Here is a 14206-nt window from a genome sequence, read left to right as displayed (position 1 = left end):
TTTATCAGGCACCAACAAGAGGAGCAGGATGGAATGCATTGCTTGCATTAGAAGAGAAGTGGGGGGACAAATACCACTTGTCAATAAAAAGCTGGAAGGAAAACTGGGAATCTCTCTCAACCTTTTTTCAATATCCAGAGGAACTGAGAAGATTGGTTTATACAACTAATCCCATTGAATCAGTTAATAGACAACTGAGGAAGGTAACGAAGAATAAGGGAGTCTTTCCTACGGATACTTCTCTCTTAAAGATGGCTTATCTAGCAATAATAAATATAACAAAGAAATGGACAGTAAGAACCCTTGAATGGTCAAAGATCCTTTCTCAACTTGTGATAAAGTATGAAAGATTAGCTAAGTACATAAGCTGATTCTTAAACCCATTACAAAAAAGGGGTTTACACAAAAAAAGAGACAGAACCGAGAAACAGGAGAGAGTTCTCGTCTTCTCGTAAGCGCAGCGAACGTCTCGACAGTGCTCTTTCTCGATCGAATGGTCTTAGCGGTGAACGGGTTCATGATCTTAAGCGTACAGCGGCTCTTCCAGCGACCAGCGGGTTCTTCGCTTTGAAGCGCACAGCGGCTCTTTCGGAGAACGGTGAACCGACAACTGTCAACGATTACTTCTGCTTGCAACTGACAACATGAAACTTGGAACTGATTCTTTCCGGAGAACGGAGAACCGTTCACCGGCGAACCAGTTCCTTCGCTCTTTCCGACCCCCTAGCCGCAACCCCCAACCCCGGTCCTATCCGTCACCCCTTCATTCCGGATTGCATGAAGCTTGATATAAATGCCTTCTGGAAAATAGCGAAAAAGACAATTAGTGGCAGTATAACAAGCAAGGTCGCTGCCATCAACAAAGTCCAGGCAGCCGCACTTTCTGAGGCCTCCGCAAGCATCGCAAGGCCAACGGTCAATGTGCGAGCTTTGACGCTGTCTGTAACTATCAAGGGCCAGAAAAATTCGTTCCAGTGATAGGTCACGCTTATGAGCGTAAAGGCAAGATAGGTCGGTTTAAGCAGCGGGATGGCTATCGAGATCATGAACCTGAAGGTTCCGCAGCCGTCAATAGTCGCCGCCTCTTCTAGTTCTCTCGGGATTGCTGCGAAGCCCTGTCTCAGCAAGAAGACGCCGATTGCAGAGGCCACATACGGAAGCGCAATGGCAGTCTTCGTATCTAGCAGGCCCATATTGCTGATCGTCAAGTAGTTCGGAACTATGAGCGTCTGTGGAGCGATCATGAGCTGCACAAGCAGAATCATGAAGAGAATCTTCTTGAATCTGAATTCCATTCTGGCGAACGCGTATGCGGCGAGAGTTACTGTTACAAGTTGCACTGCGAGAAGTCCGAAGGCATAGAGAATCGTGTTGAAATAATACCTCCCGAAGGGGATTATGTTGAAGACCTCTTTGAAGTTGTCTAGAGTCCATTTTTCGGGAAGCCACTTTGGAATCATCGAAAAGACTTCAGTAGGTTCTTTGAAGGCCGTAACGACTATCCAATAGAGCGGGAAAGCGAGAATCACGGCAAAGACTATCATTAACGCGATCGAGACCCACTTAGTCGTTCTTCCTCTTTTTGTCATAGTCTCTCACCCGATTCATAGAAGACTCTCCTTTCCATGAAGAAGAAGGCGAGCATTGTGAATATCAACAAGAGCACAAGGAGTATCACGGTCAGTGCCGAGGCATATCCGAAGTCCCAGTACTTGAAGGCCACCTGATAGATGTAGTAGACAAACATGTTCGTAGTGTTTGCCGGACCGCCTCTCGTCATGAGATAGATCTGATCGACCGCCTGGAAGGAGTTTATTACCGCGATTATGAATGCGAAGAATGTTGTCGGTGATAGCAAGGGCCAGGTTATCTTCCAGAATTTGCGCCAGGCAGAGGCACCGTCTATCGTAGCGACCTCATAGATTTCTGTCGGTAACTGCTGCAGCCCGCCGAGGAATATGACCATATAATATCCAGCGTTCTTCCAGATGGCAACAATGATCAAAGCCCACATAGCGAACCTGCTGTCGCTTACCCATTCAATACTGGGTATGCCGATCTTCCCGAGAATGTAGTTTAGGAAACCGTATCCAGGAAGGAATATGTAAAGCCAGATCATCGATGCGGCGGCCATCGGTATGACGTTGGGGTAGAAGTAAGCCGTCTTAAAGAAAGAGCTTCCGATAATTTTCTGATTCACCAGAAGTGCAAGAGCCAACGCCAGAGCCATGGTTATGGGGACTGTCACAAATGCATAGAAGAGATTGTTCCCAGCTACCTGCCAGAACAGGGGAGTCGAGAAGGCTCTCTTGAAATTGTCGAGGCCCGTGAATACCGGCTCCGGCGTTGCCATATTCATTCTCATGAAACTCAGAAAGAGAGACCTGAATGCCGGGTAGTATGTAAACATGCCAAGGAAAAAGAATGTCGGCGCTATGAAAATCCACGGCAGAATTTTCTTTTTCGTTTTCGTCTTCAATCTACACACCTCCCGGCACTGGACAGGTTGATTACTTCTTATAAGGAGCAAGAATCATTTCGACTTCTTCCTGCAACTGTTTAAGCCCTGCGGAGATCGACACTCTCTCATCGAGGATATTCTGAAGAGTTGTCAAGAAAACCTCCCTAATCTGCGAGTTACTGTGGAAGGCCATCTCCCTTCTAGCAACATCAAGTTGATCTCTTGCCACCAGAATGTAGGGGAATCCCTCCGCGAACTCCTTAAGAGCCTCAGTTTCGAAGGCGTCTTTGCGAACCGGTATGTATCCCGTCCCGATGCTCCACCTCGCCGAGTTCTCCGGTTTGCTGAGCCACTTGACGAAGGTCCATGCGGCTTCCTTGTTCTCTTCGGGAATTCCTTTGAAGATGTAGAGGTTTCCACCTCCCGTTGGAACTGCTTTCTTGGCTTCTCCAGGAAGCGGGGCCACTCCAAAATCAAATGTGGCCGAGCTCTTTACGAAACTGAGACTACCGGTAGAGTTGTACATCATCGATGCTGCACCGGCAACGAAGTCCTGGGATGCGGCTCCATAGCTTCGGTGCCTTGGCATTACTCTCTCGACATTAGTCATGTAGGTCCACTGTTCGACAGCCTTTGCTACCTCGGGCGTGTCGAAGTACGACTCCGTTCCCGTTTCATTGGCGTACTTCCCGCCGGCCTGAAGAATCCATGCCTGAATTGTCCATGTATCGTCTGTAATGTCTTCGAAGCCCCAGCGAGTAACGTTGCCGCGCGAATCCTTGACGGTGAGTTTTTTGGCTGCCTCAAGCAATTCCGCCCAGGTTTTCGGGGGATTTTCGGGATCTAGCCCCACTTCTCTAAAGTGGTCCTTGTTGTAGTAGAAGATCGGGGTGCTTCTCTGGAACGGTATGCTCCATGTAACGCCGTCGATCATCGAATTCTCGAGGAACCCGGCATAGAAAGGTTCTGTGAAGTTCGCGTCTTCTCCCACCATGAACTGATCCATGTCTTCGATAAGATTCATGTCAAGAAGCGAGAAGATGTCGATGGCGAGAAGAAGAGCAACATCTGGCGGATTCTTTCCCTGAGCGGCTGTTACAGCCTTCTGCATTGTCTGGTCGTAATTTCCGCTGTAAATCGGCTCGACGAAGATGTCTGGATGCTCGCTGTTGAAGTCTGCAACGACTTCATCCATTAGAACGGCAAGCGCTCCGGCTACCTGAACGGGAAAGAAGAATCTAAGGTTGGTTACCGAAAATGCTGTTCCTGCAATAAGCACAACTGAAACAAAGATCACTAAGAAAGTCTTGAAACCGAGTTTCATCTCTTACCCCTCCTTTTCACGTTTTTTCTGAAGCGACCCATGAGGATGGACGGTCTAAACATATGGTTTTCTACGATAACCTCTTCTCCACTGAAATCGATCAAAGTAAACGAACCCGGGATACTACTCAGTTGATTCCATGTGTCGGTGAATGATGGCACCGAGACGTAAAGAATTCCGTTTTCAGAGGCAATGCTTGGCCAGTGAACGTGACCATTTATTGCGGCGATTACGTTTTCGCCTCTTTCAAACATCTGAAGCAACTCTCGCTTGTTTTCGACGTAGGCGAGATTCTCAATGCTCTCAAAATGGACATTCCTTTTTAGAGGTTGTTCATCGAGAGCCTGGTGAGTGAAAACGACTTTCTTTTCCGAAGAAGCCACAATCTCCTTTTCCAGCCATCGGAGTGCTTCGTCTGAAACCATCCCTCCAACACCCTGAACAATTGGGTCCTGCGTATTTAGAAGCAGTAAACGCAAACCTTTCAATACAACGGATCGGTTGCCAAGCTTGCTGCCTATTGCTCTTTCATGTTCCTCTTGAGTTAGATTGTCCAGATCGTGGTTCCCAGGAATGTAGTACATCGGGCATCTAGACCGGGCCAGTATGCCCGATATCTCTCGTAGCGTTCTGGTATCGCTTTCCCTGTCTACGGGATTCAGTCTGTCTCCTAGATCAACAATCGCGTCCGGTTGGATGTTTTCGTTAACGAAATCGATCCATTCGCTCAGGAGACCTTTGACAAGGCTTCCTCTGAGTGACGACCTGTCGGGTCCGGCATGCAGATCCCCTATAACGACGAGCCTTGTTGCTTTCACGAAATCACTTCCCTCTCGCCCTTGAAGATTCTCTGACAATCAGCCTGGTTCCGAGTTGAAAAGAGATCTTGTTCTTCCTCTCGCCGCTTATATACTGGAGTAGTAGGTTCGCGGCCCTTCTCCCTATTTCGTATGTATTCTGATCCAGAGTTGTCAGAGCCGGAGTGAACTGGGCGGAAAGGAAGATGTTGTCGAATCCGGTGACCGATATCTCTTCGGGAACTCCGATAGAAAGAGCCTTGCATGACACAATAGCGCCGAAGGCAATCAGATCGTTTGCACAGACAACCGCGTCATAACCACTTCCGTGGTCTGATAGCTCAGAGAATGCCCTTTCATAACCGGACTCGTATGTGAATTGCCCTCTCGTTACCTTAACCTCCACACTGGAATATTCTTGCGCGACGGCCCTGGCAGCCTCCTCTCTATCTATAGAACTCGAAACGTCTTCAGGACCGCCAAGATAAAGAAAACTCCTGTGACCTTCGTCGTAAAGATAATCAAAAACGTGCTTCATTGCACTGAAGTTGTCTATGGAAACGGATGGAAGAGTCTTTGACCAGCGTCTTCCCAACAGCACAATCGGACAACCAGATTCCTCTATCAAGGTTTCAACTGCCCTGTTGTAACCGGATCCAATGAAGAGGATACCGTCGACATGCTTTGAGAGAAGAGTGTTTATTGCTTCCCTCTCGAATTCAAGCTTTCCATCTGAATTGGCAATTATCAGGTTATAGCTCTTTCTTCGGAGTTCTTCCTCTGCACCCTTCATCATCAATGGGAAGTGTGGATTGGATAGGTCGGGAAGGACCATTCCCACGGTGAAAGTCTTCTTCATTCTGAAGCCCCTCGCCAGAACGTTAGGACTGTAGCCCATCTCCTTGACCGCTTTGAGAACGTTTTCTCTATTCTCTTCACTGACTGTGGAAACGTTATTCAAGACTCTTGAAACGGTGGCAGTCGAAACTCCTGCCCTCCGCGCTACATCTTTAATTCTAACGGCCATCTTCACTTCTCCTTCTCTAAGTAATCGATTACTTCACAATAACACGTTGCCGGTAGTTTCTCAAAAAACGCTCACGAGCGAATATGACCGATTATTTCGACTGACGAGTAAATAGAGCAAATATCTCTCCAAATGAAAAAGGAGGATGACTTGATAATCCCAAGAAGTCGATCCATTCTCTTGAATGATTAGTAGAGAAGCCATTCGCTAGCTACCGAAAATCGTAACTCTCACATTCGATTAGTACTGATTATCGGTGCCTAGGTTTGCTGAGGGAATGACAGCTTCAATTTACTCGGAATTGTTTCTGCTTACGCCTTCTCACACATTTCTGTTTATTCGGAACGTATGGTATTCTATTGGTGAAGCTATTGCTTCATCTTGCTGCTGTTGGCCAGACAATATGAAGCAATTACTGCATATGGAGATGAGCGAATGGATTTCCTTTTTAGTTCGAACATACTGACCGATTACTCTCTGAGAACGGCTATTGAGACTTTTGCTGAAGAAGGGGTAACCGGAATCGAGATCTGGGTAGAGCACTTGTGGAAGGAAGAATCCTCCCTTTGTCAGCTAAGGCAGCTCCTTGATTCACTAAAACTCAATAGGACTCTTCATGCTCCGACAAGAGATATCAACATCACTTCTTCAAATCCTGGAATCCGCGGAGAATCGGTTAGCCAGACTTTCGAGGCACTTGAGATTGCCAGAGAGCTTGGAGCGGAAGTGGTTACCATCCATCCCGGCCATATGTCTTCTTCAAAGGATACACCCAGAGACTACTTCGGTGAACATGTTGAGATCTTCCAAAGTATCGGTACTCGGGCGAGATCTCTAGAATTGAAGGTAGCGATAGAAGTAATGGAGAAGAAACCGCTTGAGCTAATAACAACTCCGGATCAAATGAATGCACTTCTTGAGAAGGTTGATATGGACTGTGTAGGGACGACTTTCGACATAGCTCATGCGGCGTCATGCTTCAAAAACAGTGTTGATGAAGGCAAGCTTAACCATAGAATCGTTGAGTACATGAAGAATCTGAAGAAGATCTTCAATGTTCACATTAGCAATGCGAGCAGGGAGAAGGTACATCTTCCTCTGCTAAGAGGAGAATACGACTTTCTCCCTGTTCTGAAGGAGCTTGCCAGCTTCTATGAAGGTTCGGTTACCATAGAAGGATTCGCCCCTGGTGATGGAATGAGGGTTATGCGGGAAAACAAAACCGTCACTGCAAAATGGAAGGAGCGCCTCGCTGATGCCAAATAGCGGTCTGAAAGACCTAAGGGAGACAATTAAAAAGCACTACGAAAAAGGCGCCACAGACTACTGGATAAAACCGTTGGTTAAATGCCGAGAGGGGCAGCCCGTCGGAAGAATTTCGGATGGTGATACGGTTATCTTCTGCTGTAGGAGAGGAGAGCGGGAAGTCCAGCTTATGGAGACTTTCGTCGAAAAGGGGTTTTCTTCATTTCCTGTGAAGAGGTTTCCCAATCTGCGTTTTCTTCCGCTGGTCGAGTATCACGAAAAGTTTGCCGATATCGAACCGGTCATTACCCCGGTCAGACCTTCTGTAACACTCGCTGGAATACTAAGTTCGAAGAATGTGAAACAGCTTGCTGTTACTGAGACCGAGAAACAGTCACATGTAACGTTCTTCTTCAATGGACGTAGAAGCAGGCTTTACGGTGGTCAAATCGCAGAGATTATTCCGAGCTGGAGGGATTTCGGTAGCCATCCGGAGATGAAGAGCGCCGAGATCGGTAACTCAGTAGTGAAGGCAATGGACAAGTATGACTTCATGATTATCAACTTCCCCGCAGGGGATGTAATCGGCCATCTCGAAGATATGAGACTCAAGATCAGCGCGGCCGAAGAAGTTGACAAGGCTCTGGGGAAGATATTCCGGCAGGCAATGGATCTTGGAAGAACACTGATCATAACTGCCGATCACGGCCTAATGGAAAGGGGGAAAAACGAAGACGGTTCCCCCTCCGTGTCGCATACGACTGCAAAGGTTCCTTTTGTACTAGTGAATCGCAAACTTGAGAATCAGAAGATGGAGCTTGGAGAAGGCACTCTGGCGGATGTCGCTCCTACGGTTCTATCTCTAATGGGTATTGAAAGACCGGAAGAGATGACAGGGTCTTCTCTGATCAAAGTTGTACCTTCCTCAAACGGAGTTGTACTGGTAATTCTTGACGGTTGGGGAGAGGGAGCCGATGATCCTTCGATCAATCCGTTGAAAGCCGCAGATACTCCAAATCTCGATTATTTGAAGAGTAATTTTCCTTTCACAAGACTGATCGCCAGTGGAGAAAAGGTCGGTCTTCCAATAGGAAGAAGCGGCAATTCAGAGACCGGGCACCTCACGATAGGTGCCGGTAGAGTTATTGAACAGGACGAGCTCAGGTTAATGAAAGCAATGGAAGTTGGGCTTGTGGACAATCCCCAAATCAAAGCTGCCATCGAAGGAAAGGCGCTGGACGGCAAAGTTCACGTTATAGGCGTGCTTTCCGAGTCTAGCTCTCACGGGAATATTCACGAGCTGATCGCGGTCTGTGAAGCCGCCAGACTAAATGGAGCCGGGAGAATCTTCGTTCATCTGATCCTTGATGGAAGGAGCGCACCTCCAAGAGGAGCTGTAGATCTTCTGGACAAGTATGAATCCAAGTTAGCCGGCTGCGAGGTGGTGGGAGCTGTTGGGAGGGGCTTTGCGCTCGATAGAAGCCGAGATTACATTGAAAAAACAAAGTTGGTATATGATTCTCTCGTGAACGGAACAGGCGAGTGTTACTTCGGCCTGTAGTTGAGGAGGACTCACTGAAAATGACTATTCTTGATCGGGTTCGCGAAGTGTATCCTTTGCTTCCAAAGTCGCAGAAACTTATAGCGGACAGCATTCTCGAGAACTGGGAAAGCACGGCATTCGTTTCTCCTAGAGAATTGGGAGAGCGGTTGAAGGTTAGCGAGACAACGGTGATCAGGTTCGCCAAATCCCTCGGATACTCAAGTTTCAGCGAACTCAGAGAACACACTCAAAAGCTAATAAAGGAGAAACTGACTCCCGCAGAGAAGATGACAGAGACGGTTCGTAAGATCAAGTCCGGAGAAACCACTTTTGAAAGGCTGCTCACTGCAGAGGTCGAGAATCTGAAGAACGGCATCTCAAAGGTTTCGCCGGATGAGTTCTACAGGGCAGTAGATCTTATTGAGAAAGCTCAGAGAGTCTTTATTGCAGGCCAGGGGGTCTCGGAATCTTTATGCAGATTCCTCGAATTCAGATTCAGAAGAATGCACATAGATACGAGACTAGTAACCGGCGGAGGAAAACCTTTCTACGAGACGCTATTGCTCATGAATAGCGATGATGTTCTCTTTGGAATCGGTTTCTTTCGATGCTCTCTCGACATTCTAAGGTCTTTCGACTACGCAAAGAAGCAAGGTATACCTACGATAGCGTTGACACACAGCAGTGTTTCCGAGCTTGCCCTCAAGTCTGAAGTCACTCTTGTGGCAAACAGAGGTCCTGTATCCCTGCTCAATTCTTTGGTCGTACCCATGGCAATCCTCAACGCGTTAGTTCTCTACATTGCAGAGAGAGACGAGGAGAAGCTCAAAGCTCTCGAGAAGCTCGATGAAATCCCTAATATCTTTGGGTTTGACGGAAAGCACTAGGTTCCGTGCCCTACTGAGGAGGTAGTCTATGAGAAAGCTTGCTATTGTCTTTATGTTGCTGATCTGCGGTGCACTAATTTTCGGTTCGGGAAAAATCATGCTTTACACCTCGGTTCCCACAGAGATAATGACTGCCATTGCCGATGCCTTTATGGCGGAGAACCCTACTATTGAGGTAGAGGTCTTCAGGTCCGGCACGGGTACAATCCAGACAAAGATTGCAGCCGAGATGCAGTCGGGGAATATCGAGGCAGATGTCATATGGGTCGCTGAGTTTTCTTACTACGAGAGCTTGAAAAAACTCGGTCTGCTGGCAAAGATCGATCCCGAACAGGCGGCCTTCCTGCCAGACAATTTCAAAGACCCTGAAGGCTATTACTATGCAGGCAGACTGATCAACATGGTAATCTGCTACAACACGAAAGACCTCACTCCGGAGACAGCTCCCAAGACGTGGAAAGAGATGACTGATAAGACGTGGTTCGACGATTTTGTGATTCCGAACCCTGAGTATTCTGGTGCAGCTGTAGCGGCCGTTGGGGCACTTGCAAAGAAGTATGGCTGGGATTATTTCAGAGACCTTAGAAAGAATGAGGCGGTGGTTGTTAGGGGTAACAGTGATGTTGCACAGAAGGTTGCTTCTGGAGAGTTTCCTGTGGGAATGACTCTTGATTACATAGCGCGCGATCTTAACGTCAAGGGTAGTCCCATAAACATCATTTACCCTGAAGATGGAACGATAGCCATTCCCAGTCCCGTTGCAATAATGAAGTCTACGAAAAACATGGAAGCATCTATGCAGTTTGTCAATTACATTCTATCCATTAATGGACAGGTTGCGCAGGTTGAGCTTGGTTCACTCGTGCCGGTTCGCAGTGATGTGAACCCGCCGCCCAACACCCCTCCTGCAGCAGAAATCCTTTCTCAGGCAATGGATATTGACTGGAAGTACATCGAAGAAGGCCTTGAAGAAATCAACACCAATTTCGCGGACATAATGCTGTTTTAGGTTCTTGTGACCCGGCCGTGTAGCGGTCGGGTCATACTCTGTTTTGGGGAGTGATTGTTTTGATCCAGAAGAAGTTCAAAGTTGACCCGATTATCCTCGGCAGCGCTTTCGTACTAATTGGGATTCTGGTTGTTTTTCCGTTCACGCTTCTCTTCATGAACAGCTTCAAGTCGGACGGAGTGTTCACTCTACAGAATTATGCAACGGTCTTCAGCGCCAGCAGAAACTACACGGCACTTCTGAATAGCTTGAAGCTGGGCTTCTTAACCTCGTTATTCGCCGTTTTGATGGGGGCGCCGCTGGCATGGTTAGTAACCAGAACGAATCTGCCTTTTGCCAAACTGTTCAAGACGCTCTTCATTCTTCCTTATATGATACCTCCTTTTGTTGGAGCTATAGCCTGGTCGCAGCTTTTGAACAGGAGAAATGGTTATGTTAATCGCTGGATAATGTCTCTCTTTGGACTTGATAGATATGTGTTCAACGTGAACACCCTTTCCGGACTGGTTTGGGTTATGGCTCTTTATCTGTATCCATTTGTCTTTATAACTGTGGTTGGGGCGCTCGAGAGAATGGATCCAACTCTTGAAGAGGCTGCCAGAACCTGTGGATCAAAGACTCTGCGAATAATGAAGGACATCACACTGCCTCTAGTTGCTCCAAGCATTGCTGGAGGGGCTCTGCTCGTTTTCGCTTCAAGCATTGCAAATTTTGGAATTCCCGCTTTGATCGGAATGCAAGGCAGGGTGTTTGTATTGACTACAATGATATATTCATATATGCATAGCGGAGGTTTCAACGGAATCGCTATGGCCTCATCGCTCTCGGTGCTGTTGATGGGAGTCTCGGTGGGGGCACTGCTAATAAACAATCTCTATCTTAAGAAGAAACAGTATACCCTCATTTCGGGAAAGAGCATGCGGCCGACGACACTTGATCTCAGGGCATGGAAGCTACCCTGCTTAGTCCTTGCTGCGATAGTTGTATTCGTCACGGTTATTCTTCCCTTCTTCTCGATCGCTCTCACCTCTCTGCTTGATGCCTGGGGAGCCGACATAACATGGGAAAACATCTCTCTTAGGAACTACAGGTATATTCTCTTCGAGTACAAACTGACCAAAGATGCACTGAAGAACAGCCTGCTCCTCGCCATCTCTGCTGCAACGATCTCAATGATTCTTGGGTCGTTAATCGCATACATAAGCGTAAAGACCAAGATTAGAGGAAGGAAGGCTCTTGAGACTGTTGCTCAGATTCCGTACACAATTCCAGGAACTGTTGTAGCCATTGCTATGATACTTGCATGGTCGGGTCGTTATGGAATCAACCTTTATAACACTTTCTGGATTCTTCTAGTGGCCTACGTTGCTCACTATACTGCCTTTGCCATAAGAACTACGTCTGCTTCACTTGAACAGATTCATTCATCACTTGAAGAGGCGGCAAGAATATCTGGAGGAAGCTGGCTGAAATCCTTGAGAGATATCGTCATACCTCTTATAAGACCCGGTTTGGTCGCCGGATGGTTCCTAATATTCATGCCGGCTTTGAGGGAGTTAACGATGTCTATTCTGCTTTGGGGGCCAAAGACGGTTACAATAGGGGTGGCAGTATTTGAAATGCAGGAAGCCGGTTACGTCCAAATATCCGCCGCTTTCGCGACCCTGTTACTGATAATAGTCATAACCGGTAACCTCATTGTGAAGTGGCTTACTAAAGGCAAGATCGGAATCTGAAGGGAGTGGTCTGAATGTCTAACGTGGTTCTTAAGGGTCTCTCAAAGTCATTTGGGGAAGTCAATGTGGTAAACAATATAGATCTTGAGATAAAGGATCATGAGTTTGTCTCTTTCCTGGGGCCATCGGGTTGTGGCAAGACAACTACGCTGAGGATGATCGCGGGTTTCGACATGCCTACCGAAGGCGAGATCTTCATTGGAGACCGCCTTGTGTCTTCTACGAGGAGTAGGATATTCATTCCTCCCGAAGACCGAAATGTGGGCATGGTGTTTCAGAACTACGCTGTATGGCCTCACATGGATGTTTTCAAAAACGTTGCTTATCCTTTGAAGATAAAGAAGGCCAGGTCCCCTGAAATCAGAGAAAGGGTAATGAAAGTCCTGTCTTTGGTGAAACTTGTCGGAATGGAGAAACGTTATCCACATCAGCTGTCCGGTGGTCAACAGCAGAGGGTAGCGCTGGCCAGGGCGCTCGTAATGGAGCCAGACGTGATGCTTCTGGATGAGCCTCTCAGCAACCTGGATGCGAAGCTTAGAGAGGAGATGCGATTCGAAATCAAGGATATTCAGAGAAGAATCGGGGTCACGATCATTTACGTCACTCACGACCAAGCCGAGGCGATGGCGATGTCCGATAGAATTTTGCTGCTTCATGACGCTTCTGTACAGCAGCTCGGCACACCAAGAGAGCTGTACGAGAGGCCTGAAAATCAGTTTGTCGCCGATTTCATAGGCCTGATAAACTTCATGAAAGTAGAAGTCTCTGGAGCGGGAGGTCGATTCGAAGCCAGATTTGTTGATTCACCAGATGCATCTTCATTCCCAATCGAGCATTTCTCGCTAGATAGTATGTCGGGCAAAAGATACGTGTTTGCCGTCAGGCCCGAAAACGTAAGATTAGTGACTGCCGACGAATCGGAGGTAAGGGGTACAGTCAAAAAGAGGGTCTATCTTGGGAATATTCTCGATTATCGCATCTCTCTCGGAAAGGAAGAGATAAGGGTAGAAGCTCCGGCGAGCACTGAATACGAAGTTGATCAGATTGTTGGACTGAAGTTCGACAGTTACGTGATCTTTGAGTAGGATAGTTCAGTGGAGTCATTCCACGAAATCCCGACTATACTATTCGATCTTTCTATGTACAAGTGCGACAGATGCAATAGAAGCCCCGGCGCCTGGGGCTTTTGCTGCTATTTCTTCAGAAGTTTAACGGGACGGTAGATAGCGTAGCCATAGTCTTCCGGGTCGCTTCTCTGATAGATCGGATTCTCAGTGTTCCATTCATAACCCGAGTCTTCGGGATTCCAGTTCCAGGCCAGCTCGTTGACGGTTGACATGACTGCGGTGTTTTCTTCCTCGTAATTGTAAGGCGGGTAGTAGAAGACAACATACTCACTCTCTGAAACGATAGTACACTCCATACCTTCGGGTACCTCTCCTCTGTAATCGATTGGCACTTCGATTCCGTATAGATAGCCCGGCTTATCTCCTTCGAAGTACCATCCGCCGATCTGACCGTGAAGGCTCTGGATGCTTTCGAGCAAACCCGTCACTGTGTGACAGTCCTGACCGGGAATGCCTTCCTGAAGTTCCCAGAAGTGGAAGTATCCCTTAGCGTTGATATTCCTGATTCCGATGAACTTGTGTGCGGGCAGTTTCTCGATCTTCACTTCGATCCTCTCCAGTTCCTTTTCGCTCAAGTTGCACCTCCTTTTGATGCCCAGAAAGTGGGGGTCGTAGACGATCCTTTTCAGCAGAAGGGGAATAGGCTTTGGGGACATTCTGAACTCTTTGGGTGAAATAGAATATGCTTTCTTGAACGATCTGCTGAAAGCCGCCTGCGAGGAAAACCCATTGTCGATAGCTATCTCGGCGATCGACTTCTCTGTATCTCGAAGCTCCAGCGCGGCCTTGCAGATCCTTCGAAGCCGGACGTAATCTCTCAGCCTAATCCCGGTAAGAGCATGGAACTTCTTTGTACAGTAGAATGGCGAGTAGAAAAGGTTCTCGCTCACTTCCGAGAGAGTTAGCCCATCTTCTAGATTTCGCTCGATAAGTTCGATTATCTGCTGAACGTTTTCGTGCCATTCGTACACAGCGATCCCCTCCTGAAACAAATATATCTGAAACGAGGGCCGAATTCTTGATTTGAGTTGCACTATATGAAATGCAATC

Annotated in this window: 13 protein-coding genes; 7 read left to right on the top strand and 6 right to left on the bottom strand. The window is 47.5% G+C overall.

Annotated elements, in window-relative coordinates; translation table 11 throughout:
- Positions 1 to 371 (top strand): transposase (locus V512_RS08870; protein ID WP_133117334.1); only part of this gene is annotated, 371 nt, incomplete at its 5' end.
- Positions 372 to 755: 384 nt separating this feature from the next.
- On the opposite strand, the gene V512_RS08865 is transcribed toward V512_RS08870, so the two are convergent.
- The 5 genes from V512_RS08865 to V512_RS08845 are packed head-to-tail and all read right to left on the bottom strand — an operon-like array spanning position 756 to position 5609.
- A complete protein-coding gene (locus tag V512_RS08865) occupies positions 756 to 1589 on the bottom strand; it encodes a carbohydrate ABC transporter permease (protein WP_207759752.1) in 834 nt (277 codons plus the stop codon).
- On the bottom strand, positions 1586 to 2479 hold the full coding sequence (locus tag V512_RS08860; RefSeq protein WP_099830127.1) for a sugar ABC transporter permease: 894 nt from the start codon (positions 2477 to 2479) through the stop codon (positions 1586 to 1588). Before V512_RS08860 ends, V512_RS08865 begins: the two co-directional genes overlap by 4 nt.
- Before the next feature lie 31 nt (positions 2480 to 2510).
- Complete coding sequence (locus tag V512_RS08855) at positions 2511 to 3785, bottom strand: ABC transporter substrate-binding protein (protein WP_099830126.1); 1275 nt, start codon at positions 3783 to 3785, stop codon at positions 2511 to 2513.
- Positions 3782 to 4603, bottom strand: coding sequence for a metallophosphoesterase (locus tag V512_RS08850; protein ID WP_165775372.1), 822 nt, complete (start codon positions 4601 to 4603; stop codon positions 3782 to 3784). Before V512_RS08850 ends, V512_RS08855 begins: the two co-directional genes overlap by 4 nt.
- Before the next feature lie 4 nt (positions 4604 to 4607).
- Entirely contained in the window at positions 4608 to 5609 is a 1002-nt protein-coding gene (locus V512_RS08845) for a LacI family DNA-binding transcriptional regulator (RefSeq protein ID WP_099830124.1), read from the bottom strand.
- 435 nt (positions 5610 to 6044) lie between these two features.
- Between V512_RS08845 and V512_RS08840 the strand changes: the two genes are divergently transcribed.
- From V512_RS08840 to V512_RS08815, 6 genes are read left to right on the top strand one after another with little or no spacing between them, the layout of a single operon-like run.
- The gene (locus V512_RS08840; protein WP_099830123.1) at positions 6045 to 6875 is read left to right on the top strand and encodes a sugar phosphate isomerase/epimerase family protein; all 831 of its coding nucleotides are present in this window, start codon (positions 6045 to 6047) and stop codon (positions 6873 to 6875) included.
- A complete protein-coding gene (locus tag V512_RS08835) occupies positions 6865 to 8415 on the top strand; it encodes a sulfatase-like hydrolase/transferase (RefSeq protein ID WP_099830122.1) in 1551 nt (516 codons plus the stop codon). The genes V512_RS08840 and V512_RS08835 overlap by 11 nt, the downstream gene beginning before the upstream one ends.
- Before the next feature lie 20 nt (positions 8416 to 8435).
- Complete coding sequence (locus tag V512_RS08830; RefSeq protein WP_099830121.1) at positions 8436 to 9284, top strand: MurR/RpiR family transcriptional regulator; 849 nt, start codon at positions 8436 to 8438, stop codon at positions 9282 to 9284.
- Positions 9285 to 9312: 28 nt separating this feature from the next.
- Entirely contained in the window at positions 9313 to 10293 is a 981-nt protein-coding gene (locus V512_RS08825) for an ABC transporter substrate-binding protein (protein ID WP_099830120.1), read from the top strand.
- A 59-nt stretch (positions 10294 to 10352) separates the two neighbouring features.
- Positions 10353 to 12029, top strand: a complete 1677-nt coding sequence (locus V512_RS08820; RefSeq protein ID WP_099830119.1) for an iron ABC transporter permease — start codon at positions 10353 to 10355, stop codon at positions 12027 to 12029.
- A gap of 14 nt (positions 12030 to 12043) precedes the next feature.
- Positions 12044 to 13114, top strand: coding sequence for an ABC transporter ATP-binding protein (locus tag V512_RS08815; protein ID WP_099830118.1), 1071 nt, complete (start codon positions 12044 to 12046; stop codon positions 13112 to 13114).
- A gap of 107 nt (positions 13115 to 13221) precedes the next feature.
- On the opposite strand, the gene V512_RS08810 is transcribed toward V512_RS08815, so the two are convergent.
- Positions 13222 to 14127 carry an AraC family transcriptional regulator gene (locus V512_RS08810; protein ID WP_099830117.1) on the bottom strand — a complete coding sequence of 302 codons (906 nt, stop codon included), beginning with the start codon at positions 14125 to 14127 and terminating at the stop codon, positions 13222 to 13224.
- Positions 14128 to 14206 lie beyond the last annotated feature (79 nt).

Source organism: Mesotoga sp. Brook.08.105.5.1, assembly GCF_002752635.1.
In the GTDB taxonomy this organism is placed as follows: domain Bacteria; phylum Thermotogota; class Thermotogae; order Petrotogales; family Kosmotogaceae; genus Mesotoga.
The sequence above is the reverse complement of the archived record's forward strand: the minus strand, read 5'-3'. Positions and strand labels throughout refer to the sequence as shown.